The sequence below is a fragment of the Thioalkalivibrio sp. ALE28 genome, from assembly GCF_000377425.1.
Lineage (GTDB): Bacteria > Pseudomonadota > Gammaproteobacteria > Ectothiorhodospirales > Ectothiorhodospiraceae > Thioalkalivibrio.
Window position 1 is genome coordinate 14,570 of the sequence record NZ_KB898106.1, and the last position, 22,279, is coordinate 36,848.

Genomic DNA, 22,279 nt, shown 5'->3' on the forward strand with positions numbered 1-22,279 from the left:
CTACTTCTGCCGCCACTGGCCGTTACGGTCCTGGTACCAGTAGCCCGCCGGGGCCTCTTCCACCCAGACGCGGGCAAAGGTCTCGCGGATCTGGCGTTCCCAGTCCGGGCGGTCATTGGCGCGCGCGATCTCGCGGTAGAGCGAATCGCGGTCGGAGTTCTCCTCGCTGACCAGGCGCTGTACGGTGCTGCGGTCCCGCAGAGGCACCTCGGAGAGGTCGCGGATCACCACGTCGCCGTTGTTGCCGAACCCGATCGCCCCGCTGCGGAAATGCGGCGCCAGCTGCGGCGCCCGCTCGCGCATCGAGGCCCGAATGCGATTGATCGCCGGGGTCTCGATCTGCAGGTCCGGGCTCTGCGCCGCGGCCGGGCTGACCAGACGCTCCAGCACCCAGGCCAGCACCGGCGTGCTGCTCGTCGCGGCCCCGGCATGACGCGGCTGGGCCGGAAGCTGCGCACCGGACTCGGACTGCGGCGCGGCCTCGCTGTCCGGCACCTGCAGCGCGTCGCGCACGATGGCACGCGCCGCCTCCTCCGCCGCGGCGGTGGGGAAGTAGATATTGATGGTCACGCAGCCGGCCAGCAGGGCAAACACCAGCGCCAGTCCCGGAACACTCCACAAAGCCTTCATGCCTGTCATCCCTTGTTCGAGCGGGTCCGTCCCGCATGTGCCCAATCTACACCATCATCCTGAATGGCAACCAAACGCTAGGGAAACACTGATGAACCAGGCGCGGTGCGCAGCCGGTAGTGGTTCTACCGGCCCGTTTTTGATGGATTCGGGCCGCAACGCAGGATCGGGGAACCTGGGGTGCCAACGCGAGTGTGTACATTCATCAGTGTTTCCCTACGTGGTTACTGCACCACCGGGCCCTCGCCCGCCTGGATCGTGGCCAGGCGGTTGATCAGCTCCGGCCAGTCGACCCGCCGGTTGTACCCGATCACCTGGATCTGCGGCAGCCCGCCACCCTGGACCAGTACGAACCCGTCATCGGGGCGATCCGCGACGCCGGAGGCGGTGCATACGTCCCCGCGCAGCTCGCAACGGAAACCCAGGCGGCGATAGCTGAAATTCTCGAAGAAGCGCAGAAAGATCGACGACGCCGCCGCCTGGATCCCGCCGCCCAGCTCGGTGATGTTTTCCACCGCGCGCTGGCTGATGCGCCGCCGCCCCGGCGCGTCCATCGGCGTCATCAGCTCCAGATCCATATGCACCGGCGACCAGTCCACCATCACCAGGTCGTTCACGTGGCCCGACAGACGGCCCTGGATACGCCCGAAATCGAAGGCACGGGTGACCAGTTCCAGGTCCAGGCGCTGAATCTGCGTCGACAGCCCCAGCTCCGGGGCGTAGCCGAACAGATCGTGGATATAGACATCGCGCAACACCACCTCGCCGTCAAACACCTGCACCAGCAACCGCCCGTCCACGTTCAGGTCGCCATCCTCCAGGCGGACGCGCGGGATCATTCCCGCCACCTGCCCGGAGAACCGGGGCCATCCCAGCACCTCGGTCAACGGCTCCAGGCTGATGGCCCGGATGCCGCCCTGAAACTGCACATCCGGCCCGGTCTCCGTCTGCTGCAGACTGAAGGCCCCGACCCGCAGCCCACCATCGAGGATCGGGATCTCGGTCGCCTCCAGTAACTCCAGTCCCTGTGGCCGCGCCCGCACCTGCGCGCTGAAGGCATCGAACGGGAGCCCGTAGAGATGGGCGGCATCCACTTCGATGCGCCCCGGACCGCCTGGCACCGTGTCCGACCAGTCGAGACCACCCCGAGCCCCACTGAGACCGAAGCGTCCCCGGCGATCCTGCGCCTCCACCCCGGACCACTCCGCACGCATGTAACGCGGCATGGAATCCTGCAGTTCGATCTCGCCCGCCAGGTGACCCGCGACATCCAGCTCGCCCAGCGGGGTCCCCACCAGCCAGGGCGACAGCAGGGTGTCGTAGATCACCCCCAGCGCCGCGATCTCCGCCTGGACCCGGCCCTCCAGCCCGCGCCCGGGCGCGAACGCCAGGTCCTGCCCCTGCAGGGCCGCCGCCCCATAGTCCAGCGAGAGCAAATCCGTGCGCGCCGAGCCGTTGTCGGCGTCCGCCACCAGGCCACGGGCCTCCAGCACGACCGGCCCCTCGGCGTCGAGATCCACGAACCAGGGATCCACGAACACCACGCCTGCCGTCACGGCCGCCTCCACATCCCAGCCGTTCGCGTCCCCCGCGACCCACAGTCGCGCATCCAGCTCCTCGCCCGCCTGGAGCCCGAGGTCATCGCTGAAGGCGAGGTCATGGACCCGCAGGGTGCCTTCCGAACGGCCGCGTTCACGCCAGCGCAGCGCGACATCCGCCCGGCCCTGGCCAAGGTGCACGGGCAGCTCCATCGGCAGGCGCGGGGAGGCGGCCAGCGCCGCCAGATCAATGCCGTCGAGATCGGCCCGCACATCCCAGCCGCGCGCCGGGTCGCGGTGCACACGAACATCCCCGCTGGCCCCGAACCAGCCCGGCCAGGCGCCCGCCAGGGTCAGCTGACCGCTCTCGCGGCCCCAGACCAGGCGCACCCGCGCGCCGCGCAGGTCCAGATCCCCGGCATCCCCCCAGAGCCGGGCGGCCTCGCAGCGGACCTCGGTACGGCCGAGCCGCAGGTCGCCACATTCCACCCGCAGTCGTCGCAGGGTCCCGATCGGGGCGGGAAGCTCGACGCGTTCCGCGCGGATTTCCAGCGACAGGCCTTCGCGCGTCCATTGCACCCGCGTACTCAGGCCGCGGGCATCGAGATCCTCGCGCAGCAGGGATTCGATCTGCAGGTCGAGCTGGACACCGCCGGCAGCCGATGGGGATTCGGCGGCCGTCACCGACCCCGCCAGCAGGAAAAGCACCAGCCCGGCCGCCGCGGCCACTGCGCCCGGTGCACCGCGCCGCGCGTGCATCAGGCCGGGTCGCCCCGCTCCGGCAGGCGATCGCGCAGCGGGCGCGCCAGACGCGCCACCCACTCGCGCAGGGCGAAGCGGGAGGTCTCCAGGGCGTCCAGTCGCGGCAGGAAGTCCTCGACCCGCATCGGGTCGCCGGTCGGGCCGCGAAAGCCGGCCGGGGCCGGGTCGGCGGCCAGTCCCGCGCGCTCGAAGCAGGCCAGTGCACGCGGCAGATGCAGCGCCTGGGTCACCACCAGTACCCGCTGCACATCACTGTTCTGGAGTCGCTGGCGGGTGTGGGAGGCGTTCTCGCAGGTGTTGCGCGAGGTGTTCTCCAGCCAGCGCACCGGCACCCCCAGATCGCCCTGCAGGCTCGCCGCCATCAGCTCGGCCTCGGAGCGCCGGCCCGGCAAGGCACCCGGACGCCCGCCGGAGACCAGGATCGGCAACCCGGTATCGCGGTGCAGCCGCGCCGCATGTCGCAGGCGCTCGTGGGTCTGCGGATTCAAGGCGTCACGCCCGCCGTCCTCGGCGCGCCCGGGCCAGCGGCCACCCCCCAGCACCACGATGGCATCGGCCCGGCCCACCGCGATCACGCCGTCGCGCAGGTCACGCTCGATGCTGTGGGCCAGCGGCTGGGCCACGATGTTCAGGCTCGGCAGCACCAGCGCCAGCAGGCCCAGGGCGAGCAACGCCCGCCCGCCCCGCCAGTCGGCCCACCACAAGGCCACGCCCACAAGGGTCAGCGTGATGCCCAGACCGGGCGGCAGCAGCAGGTGCTCGGCGATCGTCTGCAGGGTGGCGAGCACGAGAGTCTCCGCCCGCGACCGGGGTTACTTCTTGCCCGGGGAGTAGAGATAGTGGGCGTAGGTGGCCACGTCCTCGGAGACCCGGCGGATCAGGTGATCCAGGCTGATGATGGCGAACTCGAGCAGGTTCACCGCGATGTACGGCTGTTCGACACGCAGGCGGTCGTACATGGAGCGCGACAGGCGCAACAGGCGGGTATTGTCGCTCAAGGCACGCATGCGCACGCCGCGCGGCACGCGGTCGAAGAACGACATGGACCCGGCCAGCTCGCCGGTCTGCATGCGACCGACCTCGATCTCCTGGCTGCCGTCATCGTGGTACAGCGCGGCGGTCCCGCTGACCACGAAGAACAGCGACTCCCCGACCTCGCCGATATCCGCGATCACCTGCTTGTGATGGGTCTCCACCACTTCCAGGTACTCGAGCAGGACTTCGACCTCGGCCGGCGTCAGGGACGCCGAGATCGGGTGCTTGGAGAGGAATTCGGTCAGCAGTTCCTTGGACATGGAGAGGGTTCCTTCTGACGGGTCCGCGGTAGAAGTGAGAGTGCTTTAGAGTATAACGAACACGGCCCCGGGACGGGGCCGACACGCCACGGAACGCCGGGGAGGTAGCCCTTGATCGACATCGACGTCCTGCGCCGTAACCTGCCGCGACGCCTGCGCGAGGGGCGCACCCTCCTGCTGGTCGCCGCCCCTGAGACCACGGACAGTCCACCGGATGTGGAGCAGGAAACGGTGGCAGCGTTTCTCGAGCATCCGCCCGAGCCACGAGTGCCGCTGGTCCTGCTCCCGGACACCCTCAGCGCGCTGGATGTGACCACCGGACAACAACTGCTGGGCGGCCTGCGCGACCGCTGGGCCGACGAGGTGCTGATTCTGCATCGGCTGGACGACCAACGCTGGGACCTGAACGACTTCCTGGCGCTCGGATTCCGGCGCGACCCCGAAGCCGAGACCGCCGCGCCGGATCACGCGGTCTATCGCACCAGCCTGTACGACTACAAGCTCACTCCCGACTGGCTGAACGCCCGGTTCTGGGCGAACCCCGAGATGTGGGACAAGGCCCGCTGGTAACGCTGTGCCGGGCGAATCGCGACGCGGGGACTACTCGTCGCGGGGGTTCAGGCGCGGATGCGTCTCGTCACCCCACCACCAGACCAGCGCACCGGATGCAAACATCGCGATCACCACGAACCAGAAGCCCCAGATCACCGAGCCGCCCAGGTGGGCCACGATGCCCAGGCCCAGGGCCCCAACGCCGTACCCGAGATCGCGCCAGAACCGGTAGGTACCGATGGCCGAGCCGCGCCAGTTCGGGTGCGCAATGTCCGCCACCGCCGCACTGAGGTTCGGGTACAGCAGCGCCATGCCGAACCCGGTCACCGCCGCCGCGAAGGACCACCACAGTACGCCCTCGCCGAGCAGGGTCAGGGCGACCCCGCCGCCACAGATCCACATCCCCCAGATGATCGGCTGGCGTCGCCCCACGTGATCGGACAGACGCCCGGTAAGGAACTGCGAACCGCCCCAGACGAAGCCGTAGATCCCGACGACCCAGCCGATCGCCGCCAGACTGAGCCCCTGCTGATACAGGAACACCGGGTAGAACACCCAGACCAGCGCATCCACGAACTTCTCCACCAGCCCGGCCTGGCTGAACGCCGCCATGCGCCGGTCACGCCAGGACATCAGGGTGAACACCTGCCAGGTCGTCGGCGTGTCGGGGATATTCGTCGGGTAACGCGGCACCGGGCCGGTGGACTGACCGGCCGCATGCCGGGCACCCTCGGCCTTTGCCCAGTCGAGGGTCTCGCGCACGAACACGGCGGTCATCACGATCGCCAGGGCGATCACCACCAGGCCGAAGATCAGCAGGCCCCAGCGTGGCCCGAACGCGGCCGCCATATAGCCGGTCACGATCCCCGCCACGGCAACCCCGACATACCCGGAGAACTCGTTCATGCCCATGGTGAAACCGCGCTCGTCGGCGCGGGTGATATCCATCTTGGCGGTCTGCGTCATCGACCACGCCAGCCCCTGGTTCACGCCCAGCAGGACGGTCGCCGCGACGATCCAGCTCCAGGACGGTGCGTAAAGGATCATGAACGGGATCGGGATGGCCGCCACCCAGCCCAGCATCAGGACCGTCTTGCGCCCCAGCCGCTCGGACAGGCGCCCGGCAACGAAGTTGAGCGCCCCCTTCACGACCCCGAAGGCGACCACGAACGCGGTCAGCAGCATGAACGAGCCCTCGGCCACACCGAACTCGCTCTCCGCCAGCGCCGGCACGACCGTGCGCATCATCCCGATGGTCAGACCAACGAAGAAGACCTGGATCAGTTGCTGCCCGAACTGCCCGAGGTTCTCCCGAATCCCGTGCGTCAGATGGGCGTAGGCTTCCGCGGCCTTGTGATGGTCCGTCATGAAGAGTCCCTCTGCTATCGGATCAGGAGGCGATATTCGCCGCGACGTAGGCATCCATTCCCACCGGGCGCGGGGGGATGTTCTGGGTCAGAAAATCGACGAACGCCTCCCGCTCACCGATCGCAAGCCCCGGGTTGAAGCGCTTTTCGAACCCGAGCGTCGACGACGGCTTCCCGGACAGCCCCGCGCCGCAGGCACTGCCGGCATAGTGACCGGGATAGATCTCCAGTTCGTCCGGAAGGCCCAGGAGGCGCTCGTGAAGGCTGTCGAACAACCGTCCCGCCATCTCGCGCTCCCGCCCGGCCAGATCGGGGCGTCCAACACTGCCGATGAACAGCGTATCGCCCGTAAGAACGAACCAGGGCTGGTCCCCGCGGCGTTTGTCGGTCACCAGAAGACACAGGCTGTCCTCCGTGTGACCGGGGGTATGGATCACCTCGACCTCGACGTTGCCGACCTCGAGCCGATCGCCATCCTCCAGCGCATGGAAGTCGAACTCCACCACCGAACGATCCGACGCATGCAGGCAATACTCCGCCCCGGCACGTCGGGCCAGGTCACGGCCACCGGAATAGTGATCGGCATGCACATGCGTGTCGATCACATGCGTGATGGCAACACCCGCCTCGGCGGCCCGCTCCAGGAACCATTCCTGGTCCCCGTCCACGACATCCACCGCGATGGCCTTGCCCAGCGATCCACAGCCGAACAGGTAGGACAGCGACGACTCCCGGGTGGGCAATTGATGAAAAAACATGACACTCCTCCTGGACCGTTCACCGGTCGCGTTCTTTTTGTCGGTTGTCCTCATCGGCGCTCACGGGCAGACCGTGGTAGCGCCACTCCGCGATGCCGTCCTCGAGCCGGCTGGCCCGGATGCCGTGCCGACCCAGGATCTGGACGGCCTCGCTCGCCATCAGGCAGTACGGTCCTCGGCAGTACGCCACCACGGGGCGGTCAGTCGGCAATTCGCCCAGCCGGTCGCGCAATTCGCTGACGGGGATGGATCGGGCATAGGGAAGATGGGCGCTGGCGTATTCCATGCCCGGACGTACGTCGAGCACGATCACCTCGCCGCGCCGCGCCCGCTCGAGTAGCTGTTCGCCCGCCATGGGGGCCAGATCGCCCGCACCCTCGGCGATCTCTCGAGTGGCGGCCTGCAGCTCCAGCAGCCGTTCTTCGGCCAGTGTTCGCAGCATCACCCAGAAATCGGCGACATGCCGATCGACCAGGCGGTAGAACATGTACCGGCCTTCGCGCCGGGCCTCCACCAGCCGCGCAAGGCGCAGCTCCTTCAGGTGGGCACTGGCCAGCTTCACGCTGATCTCCGCGTCCGACGCCAGTTGTTCGACGCTCTTCTCCCCCTGCACGAGGATCTCGATCAGCTCCAACCGCTTGGGACTGGCGGCCGCGCGGGCAATGCGGGCCACCTGTTCGTACAGGAGGTCTTTGAGTTCGCGTCCGGACACCGCACACATTCCAATATTCGTTGGAATATAAGCTAACCAACGCGCGCCGCCAACGCAAGCCCTGCTTGCGCACCCGCGCGGGACCGGACCCTCCGGTTTTTGGGGCATTCTGGCGAACGCAGTAATTCCTGAGTACGGTACTCGGGAACTTCAATTAGAAGTTGCTTACTAACTGAATGACTATCCCGTGCCCACGGGCACCCTTCCCCTGCAAAAGGAGGACGTCATGAGCCAGCTGATCAACAACTTCCCGGCCGACGGCGTGGTCACCATCAACCGCGTGATCCTGAAGCCGGAGTACACCATCGACGACCTGCAGGAGCGTGTCGCGGTCCTCTGCGAGAACGTGAAGACCTACCACTCGGATACCGGCTTTGTCGGCGGCTTTGTCGCCCTGAACTCCGGCGCGGTCTCCAACGAGGGCTCGACGATCGGCCAGGCGGTCGAGAGCCCGATGAAGGACAAGGAAGCGCTGATCATTACCTTCTGGAACAGCTTCGAGGAACACGAGGCGTCGCATCAGAGCGAGACCTTCCAGCCCCTGTTCCAGCAGGTCCTGGAACTGTGCGAGAACGGGAACGAGGAGATCGCCTACGAGATGCTCTGGTCCGGCGCGGCCTACGACCCGGAACAGGCCAAGGCCGCCCGCGAGGCCAAGGAAACCCACGCGGCCTGACGGCTGCACGCCGGGAGCGATCCCGGAACAAGGAACTGTCGTCTCTCCAACGACTGTACCCATTGCCGGGGCCTAACGCCCCGGCTTTTTTGTCGGCCGCCCTGGTCGTGCCTCCATAACGCCCTGCAGGAGCCTGCTTGCAGGCGAATTCCCCTGACCACGTCTGACTTTGGCAGGGGCTTCGCCTGCGAGCAGGCTCCTGCGATTTTCGGGGTGTGCTGAACCGGGGGTCATCTCAAGCATCCGGGCTCTTGCTGACGCCGGAGATCCCGGCTCTGCGCTTCACCCCGGCCGGGTGACCGCATGGCCTCCGAACGCAGACGGGTGTCCTCTCGCCCCGGCCGCGCCGGCCCCAAACGAACGAACCCCGCGGCATGGCCACGGGGCTCGCTGGGTATGCCGAAAAGCATCGGTCTCAGCGCGATGCGTCGTCCCGATCCTCGGGCTCGTGCATCTCCGGCGGCGAAGACAGGGTGTGAGTCTTCTCGTCGTAGCGTCCCTTCAGCTCGTCGGTCTTGCTGTGTTCCCACAGCGGGACACCGACGAAATAACCCGCGCGCCCGATCGCATGGGCGGCCACCGGCGCGGTCAGCAGCAGGAAGCCGATCACCGCCACCGCGCGCGTGGTCACGCCGCCGTCACCGAAGTACACCGCGACCCCGACCATCATCAAGCCAGCCCCCAGCACGCCCGCCTTGGTGGTCGCGTGCAGGCGCATCGGCAGGTCGGGCATGCGCACCAAGCCCAGCGCCGCCACGACCATGAACGCCGCACCCACCACCAGAAACAGCCCCGTGAAGAACTCAGTCATCGTCGCGATGCCCCCCTTTCTCCAGGTAACGGGCAAAGCCGACCGCCGCGAGGAACGCGGTCAGCGCCAGCACCATCGCCACGTCGATGAACGGGGTGCGGCCGCTGGAGATTACATACACCGCGATAAAGCCGATCGTCAGCGATGCGATCAGTTCCAGCGCGACCACGCGATCGGGCAGGGTCGGCCCCAGATACAGCCGCCAGAACCCCAGCAGCAGGGCGATACTCAGCAGCACATTGGAAGCGATGATGGCGATATCGAACATCTGCATCCCCTGCGCCTAGCGCAGGACCTCCAGCGCGCGGTGTTCCAGGTACTTGATGGAGCGGATCACCTCGTCCCGATCCTCGATGTACATCACGTGGATGTACAGCACCTTCTTGTCGGTGGACACGTCGAGGCTCAGTGTTCCCGGGGTCAGCGAGATCAGGTTGGCGACGATGGTGATCTCGCCATCGGTCCTGGCATCCAGGGGGAAGGCGATCACGCCCGGCACCATGTGGTGGGTCGGCGTCATCACGTCATACGCCACCTTCAGATTGGACAGGAACAGCTCCCAGAGGAAGTAGCCAATGAACGCGATGAACTTGGGCACCCGCCGCGCGTAGCTCGAGAAACCCGGCTTGTCGCGCAGCGCGAAGGCCAGCAGCACATAGCCGAGGAAGAACCCCACGAGCAGGTTGCCGGTGCTGAACGTGCCGGTCAGGAAGACCCAGATCAGGGCCAGCGCGATATTCCAGGTCAGCGCGATCATGGCTGTGCCCCCAGTACCGCCTCGATGTACTGCGACGGATCCAGCAGCTGTTCGGCCGACATCAGGGCCATCTGGTAGATCGGCTCGCCGTACAGGCCAATGGCCACGGTCATCAGCGCCAGCATGATCACCGGGAGCCACATCCAGATCATCGGACCGGAGGTCACGTCATCGGTCTCCACGCCTTCCGGCTGCGCCTTCCAGAATACCTCGGCCCAGATCTTGATCATCGAGTAGAGCGTCAGCAGCCCCACCACCAGCGCGACCGCCACCACCCAGTAGGCCTCGGCCTCGATGCCCGCGCGGATGATGATGAACTTCGCGAAGAACCCGGACAGCGGCGGCAGCCCTGCCAGCGACAACGCCGGGATCAGGAACAGCACACCCAGCATCGGATTCGTGCGGTAGATCCCGCCCATCTGCTTCAGCTCGTGGGTGCCCTTCATCACGAAGGTGATCCCGCTGATCAGGAACAGATTCGCCTTCACGATGATGTGGTGCATGATGTAGAACACCCCGCCGACCAGCGCCAGCGGCGTAAACAGCGCCAGCCCCATGATCATGTAGCCGATCTGGCTGATGATGTGGAACGACAGGATGCGCCGGAACTCGTAATGCGCCGCCGCCCCGAGCACGCCGGTCAGCATGGTCGCGGCCGCGACCCACAGCAGGATCTCGTGGGTGTAGTCCACGTCCTGATTGAAGATCAGCGTGAACACGCGGAACAGCGCATATACCCCGACCTTGGTCAGCAGACCCGCAAAAAGCGCGGATACCGCGACCTTGGGCGTGTGATAGGAGGCCGGCAGCCAGAAGAAGAACGGGAACGCCGCCGCCTTCACCCCGAAGGCGACCAGGTACAGCATCGCGATCACGGTGATCAGCCCGGTGTCCTCCACCGTGGCCAGCTTGTCCGCGATGTCGGCCATGTTCAGCGTGCCGGTCAGACCATAGGTCAGGCCGATCGCGGTCAGGAAGATCATCGACGACAGCAGGTTCAGGGTGACGTACTTGATCGCCCCCTCCATCTGCGCGCGTTCCCCGCCCAGGATCAGCAGGGCGAAGGAGGCGACCAGCATCACCTCGAACCACACGTAGAGGTTGAAAATGTCGCCGGTCAGGAAGGCGCCGTTTACCCCCGCCAGCAGCAGGTGCAGCAGCGGGTAGTAGCCGAACTTCTCCGACATCTTGCCGATGCCGGAGAGCGAATACAGCGCGGTGGCGAAGCCGATGATCCCGGTCAGCACCACCATGATCGCGGCCAGCATGTCGGACACCAGCACGATCCCGAACGGAGCGGGCCAGGAGCCCATCTCCATCACCACATGGCCGTGCTCCCAGGTATCCGCCAGCAGCCAGACGGAGACCGCCAGCATTGCGCCGGTGCCGAGCACGCCAAGCGAGCGCTGCGCGAAGTGCGAGCGCCAGAACATTACGGACAGTGCGCCGAACAGCAGCGGCAGCACGACCGGAAGGGCTACCGACATCATCATCGATCGGTGTCCTTCATCTGATCCATGTCATCGGCCTGCACCACCTCGTAGGCGCGGTGAATCAGCACCACGGCGAACGCCAGCACCCCGAACCCGATCACGATCGCGGTCAGCACCACGGCCTGGGCCAGCGGATCGGCGGATACGCCCTCGGGCACCGTGTCGCCCGGCGCGATCAGCGGCGGCGCACCGGAGGTCATGCCGGCCACGGTGAAGATCAGCAGGTTGGCGGCATTCGACAGCAGTACCAGCCCGATCACCAGCTTCACGATCGAGCGGCGCAGCATCATGTAGATGGCCGCGGCATACAGGCCGCCCACCACAAAGGCCATGACGACTTCCATCAGTCTTCCGCCTCCGCGAGGTTCAGCATGATGGTCAGCACGGACCCGATTACCACCAGGTACACCCCGATATCGAAGATCAGCACGGTGGAGAGCTTCATCTCGCCGAACAGCGGCGCGGTGAACTCCCACCACTGGGCGGTGAAGAAGGCCTCCCCGCGGAACACCCCGGGGATCGCGCTGATCACGGCCAGCACCATGCCAACGCCCAGCACGTCGCGCGGGTCCACGCGCAGCACCTTGCGCGCCGACTGGATATCCATCGAGAACAGGTAAAGCACGATCGCCGCGGCCGCGACCAGGCCGCCGATGAAGCCGCCGCCCGGTTCGTCATGACCGCGCAGCAGCAGGAACACGGAGAACAGCAGCAGCAGCGGCAGCAGGAAATGCCCCGCAGTGCGCAGGATCAGGGAATGCATGTTCATCGGCGGTCCTCCGCGCGGAAACGCAGCATCGCGTACACCCCGATCGCCGCCAGCGCCAGCACGAAGATCTCGCCCAGCGTATCCAGCGCACGGAAGTCCACCAGGACCACGTTGACGATATTGCGGCCGTAGCCGGAGGGCACCGACTCGTCAATGAAGTACTGCGAGATCGACGGGAACAGGCGCGCATCCAGGGTGCTCAGGATCAGCAGCGTGATCATGCCGCCCATCACCAGCGCGATCCCGGCATCGCGCACCCGCAGCGCGGTGGACGACAGGTTCAAGAAACCCGGCAGGCGGAACAGCACCAGCACCAGCAGGATCACGGTCAGGGTCTCGACGAGCACCTGGGTAATACCGACATCCGCCGCGCTGTAAAGCACGTAGACCAGGGCCACGGTAAAGCCCAGCGACCCCAGCGCCGCCACCGCCCCCAGACGCGAGCGCGTCAGCACCGCGAACAGCATCGAGGCCACCAGGATCGCCAGGATCGCGACCTCGTGGATCTTCAGCGCGGCCCAGTCGAGGCCGCCCACGCCGACGTCGAACAGCTGCGCCGTCACCCCGACCAGGCCCGCGGTCATCGCGACGATCACGATCACGTAATAGCGCAGATAGCCGTTCTGCAGCACGCGGGTCTGCCACTCCGACAGTGCCACCAGGCCGTCCATCATCTTGAAGTAGCCCTTCTCCGGGCCGTATTCGGCCGCGCGGTCCACCCACGCCAGCGCGCGGCGCGCCTGCTCCCAGCGCCAGTACAGCACCCCACCGGCCACCAGGCTGAACGCGGAGATCGCCAGCGGCCAGTTGATCCCGTGCCACAGCGCCAGGTAGCCATCCACCGGCGCGCCCTGCACGCTGGCCGCCGCGGCATTGATCAGGCCTTCGTCCGCCAGTCCCGGGCCGAGACCGAAGATCAGCCCCAGACTCGCAAGCACCGCCGGGCCGGCGAGCATGGCCACTGGAGCGTCATGGTGCGGCGTCTTCGGCGTATCCACCTTGGGCCCGAACCACGGGCGAATACCGACGATCGCGGCCACCGCGACCCCCAGGATCGCGGTCAGCACCGCCAGCAGCGCGAGGATGCCGCCCAGGCTCGGGGCATCGAGCACGGCCTCCAGCATCAACTCCTTGGCGACGAACCCGAACAGCGGGATCACACCCCCCAACGACAGCGCCGCGAGAATCGCGAACGCGGCCGTGACCGGCAGCGCGCTGCGCAGCCCCCCGGTCTGCAGGAAATCCTTGGCACCGGCCTCGTGATCGAGGATACCGGCGACCATGAACAGCGCGCCCTTGTACAGCGAGTGCGCCAGCAGGAAGGCCATCGCCGCCATCAATGCGGTTTCGGTGCCGATCCCGATCAGCATGGTCAGCGTACCCAGGGCCATCACCGTGGAGTACGCCAGCACCTTCTTCACCCCGGTCGAGCGGAAGGCCAGGAACACACCGGTGAACATGGTCACCGCACCGAACAACGCCAGCGTGGTGAACCAGATGTCGGTGCCACCCAGCGACGGGTTCAGGCGCGCCAGCAGGTATACGCCGGCCTTCACCATGGTCGCGGAGTGCAGGTAGGCGGAGACCGGGGTCGGCGCAGCCATCGCGCGCGGCAGCCAGAAATGGAACGGGACCTGCGCCGATTTGGTGAAGGCCCCGATCAGGATCAGCAGCAACAACGGCAGGTACAGCGCATGCTCGCGCACCACGTCGCCGTTGTTGAGGATCTCGGACAGCTCCCAGGAACCGCCGGCCATCGCCAGCATGATGATCCCGGCCAGCAGCGCCAGGCCGCCGCCCACGGTGACGAACAGGCCCTGCAGGGCGTACTTCCGGGCGTCCGCGTTCTCGTGGTTGTAACCGATCAGCAGATAGGACGTGATGCTGGTCAGCTCCCAGAACACGAACATCGCGACCAGGTTGTCCGCCAGCACCAGCCCCAGCATGGAGCCCATGAAGGCCAGGATGATCACGTAGAAGCGCCCGAGGTCACGGTCCCCCTCGAGGTAGCGCCCGGCGTAGGTGACGATGAAGAAGCCGATGCCCGAGATCAGCAGCGCGAACAGCAGCGACAGCCCGTCCACCAGGAACGAGAGCTGGATATCCAGCCCCGGCAGCCAGGGCCAGGCCAGCACGATGGACTCGCCACTGGAGACCGCCGGCAGAAAGTTCAGGAAATAGACGAACAACGCGGCCGGCAACAGACCCAGCACCCAGCCGCTGGCACGGCCGGTCAGGCGGTGCACCGCGGGGGCGGCTGCCGCCAGCAGGAACGTTGAGAGAATTGCGTAGAGCATCCGGCCAGCTCAGTCCTTTTGGTTCCGGGCCAAGGACGCGGCCCGCGGCCACGCGTACAAATCGTTCCGTCGCAACCGAGACAGGCCGGCGCCGACCGGCGCATGCCCGCCTCGAACGGTCGCGGAAGCCTACTGACTTGGGTGGGACCGCGCAAGAAACGTGATGTTCCTCGCGCGGACCGTTCCGGGAAACGCGCTGCCGGTCAGACCCAGTCGCTGCGCCGCCTGCGCGTGGGGATGCGCGTCAGGATAATGCCCAGGATCACCGAACCCACGGTGACCAGGGCCCCGGTCATGAACCACTTGCGCTGGCTGTCGGCCTGCATCACCTCGACCTGACGCCGATACTCGTCGGCCGAATCGCGGGACTCGATCAGTTCCTGCTCCAGCCGGCGGTTCTCGCGTTGAATCTCCTGCGGCCGCTCCGCGATATCCCGCAGCTCTTCCAGTTCCGACTCCATGTCCGCGATCCGGGCCTGGAGTTCGTCGCGCTCGGTGGTCAGTTCGTTGCGCCGGTCCAGCAACTCCGCGATCCGGCCCTCCTGATCATCCGCACCGGAACGGATCTCGGCCAGCTCGGCCTCGACCTCGGCCAGGCGCTCGCGGGAGTGCGGCTCGTCCTGCAAATAGCGGGTCAGGATCCACGCCTCGTTGCCACTGGGCAGCCGCACCCGGCTCCAGCCGTCACCGGACTGTTCCATCACCGTGACCGGCTGCCCGGCGCGCACCGCACTGACAATGCGGTTCTGGTTCGAGGGGCCGCCGCGCACGCCGACCTCGAGTTCCTCACTGACATAGCGCGTCTGCTGCGCGGCCGCCCCGCTCCAGGCCACCAGCATCACGCTCCCCAGAACCAGCGCCATCACGCGCATCGACCACCGTTTCATCGTCATTTCCGCTGCCATCTCTTGATTCGCCCGGGATCTCCGGCGCCGCATTCTACAGGGGGCAGAAAGCCGCGCACGCAAAGCCGTACCGGGGGTTGATCGAGTTCACATTCCGGCTTCCTGACACTTACACGAACCGCTCGCGCACGGCCCGCGAGGGGAACGTGATCAGATCAAATGCCACCGGAAGCAGACGCCGCACTTGCGCCGCCGCGACCGCCAGCAGGTACAGGATACCCGCCAGAACCGCCAGCACGAGCGTCAGCAGGCCGCCCAGAATAACCCGGGTCGCCTGTAGCACCCCCACCAGCCAGATCGGCGCCAGCGCAACGATCAGGGGTACCAGAAGGCCCAGAACCGCGCCCACCGACTGCTCGAACAGGTTCAGGGTCGGCGGCAACGCGTCGCCCCCGGCCAGCAGGGTATCCATCAACTCCTGACGATACGCCACCCACTCCAGATGAAAGCCGCCCAGCGCGGAGATCAGCGCGAGCACGGCCAGCGCAAGGCCTGCCACCACCACCAGTGCCCGGCGCACGCCCTCACTGCCGTCCATCATCGCCTGCGGCAGCAGACGGGACACGCCGCGGGCCTCGGCCAGCAGCCAGCCGGAGACCGCCGCGGCCCCCAGCAGGGTCGCCACCACCAGATTCGGGAAGGCCACCCCGCCGGCCTCCAGCGAGGCCGGAAACTGCGTCCCCAGGGCCGGATCGAACAGCCGCTGGTACACCACCACGGCCACCGCGGTCAGTACCAGTCCGGCCGCGCCCAGCAGCCACTGACTGCCGGCCTGGGCATACGCGGGCAGGTGCCGCTGCGCCGGATGGTCCCGGTTCTCGCAGTTCGCCAGACCGTTATCCAGGCGCTCGCCCTGGCGTTGCAGGTCGGCCAGGCGCCGGTGTACCTGCTCCAGACGCCCGGTCAATTCGTGCAACGGGGCTTCCAGGCGTCGCCGCGCCGACAGCAGGCCACGCGCCATCTGTCGGTGCTCCTCCATGCCGAGCCGTGCAATCCGCAACACCGTTTCCTGCATGTCCTGCGCCAGGCGCTGACTCTGCGGGCTGTCGCCCACCGGCGTGCTCGCCAGGGCCTCCAGGCGGCTGACCCAGCCGGGCTCGGCGGAAAGACGCCCCTCGTCGCGGGCATAGGCATCCTCCAGCTGGCGCAGGGTCTCGTGAACCTGCTGGCGCAGATCGGGGATCTCGGCCAGATCGTGGCCCACCAGGCGAGCGTAACGCCGCTCCAGGGCATGGACCGCCACATGAACGCGTTCGGCCTCCAGCCGGGCAAGGTGGGCGTGGTGCCAGCGCTGGGTCGCGTCGCGCAGATGCAGCACCTGCCGCCGGAGGGCACACGTCAGGCGTGTCACGCCGCCGGTCAGCCCCACCAGCAGGCGGCGCAAGGGCCGCCGTGCCAGGTCCAGCACCACGATTGCGACCACGATCCCCAGCACCCACAGCATTACAGTGACGGCCACGACTCCCCCTCGCTTGTTGTTCTTTCAGGCATGGTCCGCGCCCGCCACCTCGGGCGCAACTCCGGGCCCCACCAACCGGTTGCCTGATTATGTCGAATCGTTCCGGTTCCCGTCTCCACGCCGGGCCAATCACGCTCAAGTTTGCCGCGCCCGCGCCGATACCCGGATTAAATCCCCGGAGACCTCGCGATGCTCAGCCTCGACCTCATGCCGGCACCCGAACCGGCCCGCACCGAGAACCCCGCCTGGCTCGACGCCGGCTTCACCGCCGGCTGGCTCCCGGCCTTCCGCAACCGCCGCACCGGCGAGGTTCGCGCCAGCCACCTGGAAGACGGGCGCCTGGCCTGTACCCACATCCTGGATACGGTCCCGACCGCGTGGGTGGCCGAGCACGACGATCAGGGCCGCCCCGGCGCCCTGATCGCCGACATCCAGGCCGGCTACCTGCGCGGCGACCGCTTCTTCACCCTCGCGGAACTGCTACGGTATCCCTCCGACGCCTGATCAAGGAAACACTGATTACTGTGCACGCTCGCGTTGGCACCCCGGGTTTTCCGAGACCAGGCGCGGTGCGCAGCCGGTAGTCGTTCTACCGGCAAGGGCCGCAACGCAGGATCGGGGAACCTGGGGTGCCAACCCCGCAAGCCATTGAAACCAGGGGCTCGGGCGCTTTTACGTGGGAACGGCGTTGCGGTTCCCTTGTGCAGAATGCTGCACGGCGGTCACCGCGCCTTGTTCGCACGCAAAAGCGACTCGAGCGCGAGCGTGCACAGTAATCAGTGTTTCCTTAAGGGCCATCAGCGCGCCGCCGAATCCCGTCGCAATTGCTTTTGCGCGCGGGTTTCGGTCCAATACCGGCCTTTTCCCCGAGCGGCGCTCCCATGCAGAAGAATCAGTACGATCGCGACGAACTCCTGGCCTGTGGCTACGGCAACATGTTCGGTCCGGGCAACGCCCAGTTGCCGGTCCCCAACATGCTGATGATGGACCGGGTCCTGGAGATCAACAGCGACGGCGGCCAGTACGGCAAGGGCGAGATGATCGCCGAGCTGGATATCAATCCCGACCTCTGGTTCTTCGCCTGCCACTTCCCCGGCGACCCGGTGATGCCCGGCTGCCTCGGCCTCGACGCCATGTGGCAGCTGGTCGGCTTCTATCTCGCCTGGCTCGGCAATCCAGGACGCGGGCGCGCCCTGGGGGTGGGCGAGGTCAAGTTCACCGGGCAGGTCCTGCCGACGGCCAAGAAGGTCACCTACCACATCGACATGAAGCGGGTGATCTCGCGCAAGCTGGTCCTCGGCATCGGCGACGGCATCGTCAAGGTCGACGGCCGCCCGATCTACGAGGCCCACGACCTCCGCGTCGGCCTGTTCACCTCCACCGAAAACTTCTAGCCCCACCGGCTTCCGCCATCGCGAGCGCGGGAGCCGGTGTTCTTCGCCCTCTCACGTTTCCCTGCCTTCTACCCGCCGCCTGCCTCGTGGTGGCTGGTCCTGGAGTGGCATCCGGTGTTTACGAGCCTTCGGTCCGCGTACCGCCGATTGTTGGCTAGGCCTGGTTCGGCATCCGGTGTTTATGGTGCCTTCGTCCGGCCACCTGCCAGGCGCTGACTCGCCAGCGCGCCCCGAGGTACTTCTTTGCTCGTGCAAAGAAGTACCCAAGAAACACGCCCGACTGCCGCGACCCCGGCCCGCTGCGCGGGCCGGGGTTTCCCTCGCTCCGAGGGTTTTCGCGGGCGGCGCTGAACTCGCTGCGCCTGCGGCTCCGCTCAGACATCCAGCGCCTCTAATCCCGCGAAAACCCTCTCCGCTCGGCGCGACGACAACGGGGGTTCAAGGTCAAGACAACAGCCGTCCCGACGGTCGTGCCAGTGAAGGATGGCAAGGTCTTCGCACATCTTGGGCACGCTCGGCCTTCGGCCGTTGCTTGCCGCGCCCGCGCAGCGGGCGCCAGGGGCTTTCGGACGGCGTTGCCTATGGTTAGGCATAAAGGTGGGGATTTGTTCGGATTTGACCTTCGCTTCCCGTATAGAGCCCCTTGCGGAAGGGTTCTCGGGCCGGCCCGTTTTCTATAAATTCGGGGCGCTGGATGTCTGAGCGAAGCGCAGCGCAGCGCAGCGAGTTCAGCGCCGCCGGCCCGAGAGCCCTGGAGCAAGGTTCCCGGGCGAAATCCGGGTGCCCTTCTTTGGGTGCTTTCTTGGGCAAGCAAGAAAGCCAGTTGTTGATCAAAAACGGGCGGGGCGCGCTGGCGAGTCAGCGCACGGCAGTATGTGGACCGAAGGCACGTAAACACCGGAGGACGAACCAGGACCAGCCACAGAAAGGCATGCGGCTGAACGAAGTCCCCGGATACACCCGATGCCGAACCGGGGTCTTGATGGGGCCGGGCAACCGAGGTGCTCGGCCAACGGCGGACAAGCCGCGTCACCCGTCCACTTTGGATGACGCACCGAACGCGTCGCGCAGCCAGCCTCGCAGGGCATCAAACCCTTCTTCGGCAGACTCGGACGGCGGCTGCATCCCCGACACAAAGCCGCGCGCGCGGAACGGCTCCAGCAACTCTGGATCGCCCGAGATCACATGCACCGGCACCGCCCAACTGGCGTCCTGCCCGGTGATCAACGCCGCCGGCTGATGATCCCCCAGCAGGAAAAACAGCGTGTCCTCGTCCGCATAGCGTGCCGCATAGTCCCCAGTCACCTCCAGCGAATAGCGCACCGACTCCGCGTAGAAATCGCGCACCCGGCCGAAGTCGCGCCAGAGCACCTCCGGCTCCGGCCCCTTCCCCGCCCACTCGTGGAACCGTTCACCATCTCCGATGCCCTCCCAGTCCTCCAGGACCGGCAGGATGGGGGTCCACGGCGCATGCGAACTGACCAGCGCGAGCATCGCGAACACCGGTGCATCGGAAGGCGACCGAACCTGCTGTTCGAAAAACGACCAGGTGTACTGGTCCGGCATGGTCACCCAGAAGAACGGCGGGCCGGCGTAGTCAAAGCCGTGCTTGTCCACGATCCGGTCCCAGCCGAACCAGCGTCCCTCGGGCCAGTCGAGCTGGATGGCCGGGGACAGCATCGCCGTGTGATGGCCAGTCGCCACGAAGTCCTGCACCAGGGTGTCCCGCGGCGTGTCCTGCAGCGCCTCGTAACGCCCGGCGTAGCGCACCTGCACGCCGGAGAGCAGGGAGGCATGGGCCAGCCAGGACTGGCCGCCGGCGATCGGCGCCTCCAGTACGCCGCTCACCACGTGCAGGTCCGCGGCCTCCAGGTCCTCTTCCAACCGCTCGAGCGCGGGCACGATGACCGGCGCGTAGCGCGCATCGAAAACGGCGGAGACGCCATAGGACTCCACCAGCCCGAGGATCACGTCGACCCCCGCGAGCCCCGGAAGGGCAGCCGCAACGGCCTCTTCGCGGGTCGCCTCCAGACGGGCACGAAAGCGCTGGTTCTCGGCAAGGGCCGACCGCCCCGCCGCGACCTGCTGCTGGATCATCGCCATACCCGGCGCAGCCGTTCCCGGGGGTGCTGCTCCGCGCTCGGCGGCCAGCACGCCCCCCAGACCGACGCCAAACGCCCCGATGGCGATGGCCAGCGGAACACGACGACCGCCCCCCGCAGGCGCCGCGAGGGCACCGAGCCCCCGCCCGGCTCCCCAGATGACCGCCACCAGCAGGGTCACCAGGAAAACCCCCAGCAGCCCGGTCGCCAGCGCGCCCAAGTTGCCGGTCACCAGGCGGTAGACGGCGTCCAGCAGCACCCAGTCCTGCACCACGTTCAACGGTCGGGACAGGCTCGCGCGGGTCAGGGCATCGAACAACGCCAGCACCACCAGGATCAGGAGCACCGAAGCAACGAGCCAGGCCAGCCCCCGCGCAAGCCGGCCCGCCGGCAACAGTGCGAACAGGCCGACCAGCACGAAGGCCTCCCAGGCCAGCCCGTACGGCGCGAGCCCCGCATGACGCGGAATCTCCAGCCCCAGAAGGACCGCGTTCAGCGCCACCAGCGTCAGCAGCCACCGCGTCATCGGTATGCCGGGATCAGGATCGGCCTCGCCCGAAGGTCATGCGCTGCATCACCCCGTCGCGGCGAATGCGCCAGTGGTAGAGCGCGGCAACCACATGTCCCGCCACCAGGATCAGGGTCACCCGACCCAGGGCCTGATGCCAGGCGAACAGCGTCTCCGACAACGCCTCGTTCTCCGGGAACAGGCCCGGCAGGATCAGCGGTCCTAGTTGCACCGGGTAGCCACCGGCCGCGGTCGCCCACCAGCCGATCACCGGCATCAGGATCAGCAGGACGTACAACAGCCCGTGCACGGCCTCGGAACCCATCCGCTGCCAGCGAGCCAGCGCGACCGCATACCCCGGCTTGCCGCGCCGCAGGCGCAGTCCGATCCGCACCAGCATCAAGACCAGAATCAGCACCCCGAAACTCTTGTGCCAGGTATAGAGCGTGTTGGTCGCCGCCTCGCCAAAGCGCGCCTGCAGACCCTCGAAGCCGAACCAGCCAATGGTCCCGCCCAGCCCCAGCGCCCCCAGCACCAGCACGGCCACCAGCCAGTGCAACACCCGCTGCGCGAGGCTGTAGCGCGGCCAGACGGCCGCATCCCCTTGCTGTCGCATCCCGAACCACCTCCTCGAGTCGGCTTTGCTGTCCGAAGGAAACACCCTATCAGTCCGCCACGCCCGAAGTATCCCCAACGACATCGGCCATATAACCGCTGCGTGCGGTGCCCGCGCTACCCTTGCGTGGATGAACCGTTCCCCCATCAGCGGACCGTCCCGGTCACATCCACTCGACCCGACCCGCATCCGCTGCCTGACGTTCGACCTCGACGACACCCTGTGGCCGGTGATGCCGGTCATCCACCACGCCGAGGCGCGGTTCTACGCCTGGCTGCGGGAACAGGCCCCCGCGGTCTGCGAACGCTTTGATCCAGACGCCCTGATCCAGTCCCGCACGGCCTTCATGCGCGCGGCCCCCGACCACGAGCGCCACGACCTGACCCGCCTGCGCAAGCGCTGGCTGCGCGAACTGGCCGAGACCTGTGGCTGCTGCCCGGAGCGTCTGTCGGGTGAAGGCTTCCAGGTGTTCTGGGAGGCGCGCAACGAGGTCACGCCCTACCCCGAGGCCGCGGGCGTGCTGACTACCCTGGCCCGCCACTTCCGTCTGGGCGCAATCAGCAACGGCAATGCCGACGTATTCCGCACCCCCCTCGGGCGGCACTTCGACTTCGCCATCGCCGCAGGCGAAGCGGGTGCGGCGAAGCCCGACCCGCGCATCTTCCACCAGGCCCGCGAGCAGGCCGGAGTCGAACCCGACGCCATCCTGCACGTTGGCGACGACAGCACCGCGGATGTCCTCGGTGCCCTGCAGGCCGGCTTTCGCGCCGCCTGGTTCAACCCGGCGTCCCTGCCCTGGGAGCACGGCCAGCCGCGCCCCTGCCTGACCCTCGGGCGTCTCGGCCAGCTGCCCCGCCAACTCGGCATCCCCACCTGAC

The 22,279-nt window shown here is 67.3% G+C and carries 24 protein-coding genes; 6 read left to right on the top strand and 18 right to left on the bottom strand.

The genetic code is table 11. From position 1 onward, the window contains the following. The 4 genes from D105_RS0112060 to D105_RS0112075 form a co-directional block, all read right to left on the bottom strand. Positions 1-630 carry a YdbL family protein gene (locus D105_RS0112060; protein WP_018878559.1) on the bottom strand — a complete coding sequence of 210 codons (630 nt, stop codon included), beginning with the start codon at positions 628-630 and terminating at the stop codon, positions 1-3. A gap of 224 nt (positions 631-854) precedes the next feature. After that, positions 855-2,927 (bottom strand): hypothetical protein, encoded by a 2,073-nt coding sequence (locus D105_RS0112065; protein ID WP_018878560.1) that lies wholly within the window; start codon positions 2,925-2,927, stop codon positions 855-857. Then, complete coding sequence (locus D105_RS0112070) at positions 2,927-3,718, bottom strand: YdcF family protein (protein ID WP_018878561.1); 792 nt, start codon at positions 3,716-3,718, stop codon at positions 2,927-2,929. The genes D105_RS0112065 and D105_RS0112070 overlap by 1 nt, the downstream gene beginning before the upstream one ends. Positions 3,719-3,742: 24 nt before the next feature. Further along, entirely contained in the window at positions 3,743-4,225 is a 483-nt protein-coding gene (locus tag D105_RS0112075; protein WP_018866896.1) for a Crp/Fnr family transcriptional regulator, read from the bottom strand. Between the two features lie 111 nt (positions 4,226-4,336). Here D105_RS0112075 and D105_RS0112080 point away from each other — a divergent pair, with 111 nt between their 5' ends. Continuing rightward, entirely contained in the window at positions 4,337-4,795 is a 459-nt protein-coding gene (locus D105_RS0112080; protein WP_018866897.1) for a DUF6231 family protein, read from the top strand. Between the two features lie 30 nt (positions 4,796-4,825). On the opposite strand, the gene D105_RS0112085 is transcribed toward D105_RS0112080, so the two are convergent. The 3 genes from D105_RS0112085 to D105_RS0112095 are packed head-to-tail and all read right to left on the bottom strand — an operon-like array spanning position 4,826 to position 7,623. Then, positions 4,826-6,145 carry an MFS transporter gene (locus D105_RS0112085; protein ID WP_018875772.1) on the bottom strand — a complete coding sequence of 440 codons (1,320 nt, stop codon included), beginning with the start codon at positions 6,143-6,145 and terminating at the stop codon, positions 4,826-4,828. Positions 6,146-6,167: 22 nt separating this feature from the next. Beyond that, positions 6,168-6,902 carry an MBL fold metallo-hydrolase gene (locus tag D105_RS0112090; RefSeq protein WP_018866899.1) on the bottom strand — a complete coding sequence of 245 codons (735 nt, stop codon included), beginning with the start codon at positions 6,900-6,902 and terminating at the stop codon, positions 6,168-6,170. Between the two features lie 19 nt (positions 6,903-6,921). Continuing rightward, complete coding sequence (locus D105_RS0112095) at positions 6,922-7,623, bottom strand: metalloregulator ArsR/SmtB family transcription factor (protein WP_018866900.1); 702 nt, start codon at positions 7,621-7,623, stop codon at positions 6,922-6,924. Positions 7,624-7,840: 217 nt separating this feature from the next. On the opposite strand from D105_RS0112095, the gene D105_RS0112100 reads away from it, so the two are divergent. Then, on the top strand, positions 7,841-8,290 hold the full coding sequence (locus tag D105_RS0112100) for a hypothetical protein (protein ID WP_017942339.1): 450 nt from the start codon (positions 7,841-7,843) through the stop codon (positions 8,288-8,290). 415 nt (positions 8,291-8,705) lie between these two features. On the opposite strand, the gene mnhG is transcribed toward D105_RS0112100, so the two are convergent. The 9 genes from mnhG to D105_RS0112145 all read right to left on the bottom strand — a co-directional run bounded on the left by mnhG (position 8,706) and on the right by D105_RS0112145 (position 16,766). Next, positions 8,706-9,101, bottom strand: coding sequence for a monovalent cation/H(+) antiporter subunit G (mnhG, locus tag D105_RS0112105; RefSeq protein ID WP_018866902.1), 396 nt, complete (start codon positions 9,099-9,101; stop codon positions 8,706-8,708). Beyond that, the gene (locus D105_RS0112110) at positions 9,094-9,369 is read right to left on the bottom strand and encodes a monovalent cation/H+ antiporter complex subunit F (protein ID WP_026279247.1); all 276 of its coding nucleotides are present in this window, start codon (positions 9,367-9,369) and stop codon (positions 9,094-9,096) included. The genes mnhG and D105_RS0112110 overlap by 8 nt, the downstream gene beginning before the upstream one ends. A gap of 15 nt (positions 9,370-9,384) precedes the next feature. Next, entirely contained in the window at positions 9,385-9,858 is a 474-nt protein-coding gene (locus D105_RS0112115) for a Na+/H+ antiporter subunit E (protein WP_018866904.1), read from the bottom strand. Then, positions 9,855-11,351 carry a Na+/H+ antiporter subunit D gene (locus D105_RS0112120; protein WP_018866905.1) on the bottom strand — a complete coding sequence of 499 codons (1,497 nt, stop codon included), beginning with the start codon at positions 11,349-11,351 and terminating at the stop codon, positions 9,855-9,857. The genes D105_RS0112115 and D105_RS0112120 overlap by 4 nt, the downstream gene beginning before the upstream one ends. Continuing rightward, positions 11,348-11,695: a Na+/H+ antiporter subunit C gene (locus D105_RS0112125; RefSeq protein WP_018866906.1), complete on the bottom strand. Its 348-nt coding sequence runs from the start codon at positions 11,693-11,695 to the stop codon at positions 11,348-11,350. The genes D105_RS0112120 and D105_RS0112125 overlap by 4 nt, the downstream gene beginning before the upstream one ends. Next, positions 11,695-12,120 carry a Na+/H+ antiporter subunit B gene (locus D105_RS0112130; protein ID WP_017942333.1) on the bottom strand — a complete coding sequence of 142 codons (426 nt, stop codon included), beginning with the start codon at positions 12,118-12,120 and terminating at the stop codon, positions 11,695-11,697. Before D105_RS0112130 ends, D105_RS0112125 begins: the two co-directional genes overlap by 1 nt. Next, the gene (locus D105_RS0112135; protein ID WP_018878562.1) at positions 12,117-14,417 is read right to left on the bottom strand and encodes a putative monovalent cation/H+ antiporter subunit A; all 2,301 of its coding nucleotides are present in this window, start codon (positions 14,415-14,417) and stop codon (positions 12,117-12,119) included. The genes D105_RS0112130 and D105_RS0112135 overlap by 4 nt, the downstream gene beginning before the upstream one ends. Positions 14,418-14,620: 203 nt before the next feature. Then, positions 14,621-15,289 carry a TIGR04211 family SH3 domain-containing protein gene (locus D105_RS0112140; protein ID WP_018875777.1) on the bottom strand — a complete coding sequence of 223 codons (669 nt, stop codon included), beginning with the start codon at positions 15,287-15,289 and terminating at the stop codon, positions 14,621-14,623. 142 nt (positions 15,290-15,431) lie between these two features. Further along, a complete protein-coding gene (locus D105_RS0112145; RefSeq protein ID WP_018878563.1) occupies positions 15,432-16,766 on the bottom strand; it encodes a hypothetical protein in 1,335 nt (444 codons plus the stop codon). Positions 16,767-16,970: 204 nt separating this feature from the next. Here D105_RS0112145 and D105_RS0112150 point away from each other — a divergent pair, with 204 nt between their 5' ends. The 3 genes from D105_RS0112150 to D105_RS15280 all read left to right on the top strand — a co-directional run bounded on the left by D105_RS0112150 (position 16,971) and on the right by D105_RS15280 (position 18,877). Continuing rightward, positions 16,971-17,285, top strand: a complete 315-nt coding sequence (locus D105_RS0112150) for a hypothetical protein (protein WP_018866910.1) — start codon at positions 16,971-16,973, stop codon at positions 17,283-17,285. A gap of 377 nt (positions 17,286-17,662) precedes the next feature. Continuing rightward, positions 17,663-18,175, top strand: a complete 513-nt coding sequence (gene fabA / locus D105_RS0112155; RefSeq protein WP_018866911.1) for a 3-hydroxyacyl-[acyl-carrier-protein] dehydratase FabA — start codon at positions 17,663-17,665, stop codon at positions 18,173-18,175. Positions 18,176-18,658: 483 nt separating this feature from the next. Continuing rightward, positions 18,659-18,877 carry a hypothetical protein gene (locus D105_RS15280; protein WP_081619313.1) on the top strand — a complete coding sequence of 73 codons (219 nt, stop codon included), beginning with the start codon at positions 18,659-18,661 and terminating at the stop codon, positions 18,875-18,877. Positions 18,878-19,204: 327 nt separating this feature from the next. Here the strand turns inward: D105_RS15280 and D105_RS0112160 are convergent, their stop codons facing one another. Both D105_RS0112160 and D105_RS0112165 read right to left on the bottom strand, forming a co-directional pair. Next, positions 19,205-20,803, bottom strand: coding sequence for a hypothetical protein (locus tag D105_RS0112160; RefSeq protein ID WP_018878564.1), 1,599 nt, complete (start codon positions 20,801-20,803; stop codon positions 19,205-19,207). A 13-nt stretch (positions 20,804-20,816) separates the two neighbouring features. Next, the gene (locus D105_RS0112165) at positions 20,817-21,401 is read right to left on the bottom strand and encodes a cytochrome b (RefSeq protein ID WP_018875781.1); all 585 of its coding nucleotides are present in this window, start codon (positions 21,399-21,401) and stop codon (positions 20,817-20,819) included. A gap of 130 nt (positions 21,402-21,531) precedes the next feature. Here D105_RS0112165 and D105_RS0112170 point away from each other — a divergent pair, with 130 nt between their 5' ends. Then, on the top strand, positions 21,532-22,278 hold the full coding sequence (locus tag D105_RS0112170; RefSeq protein WP_018866914.1) for an HAD family hydrolase: 747 nt from the start codon (positions 21,532-21,534) through the stop codon (positions 22,276-22,278). Position 22,279: the final 1 nt, after the last annotated feature.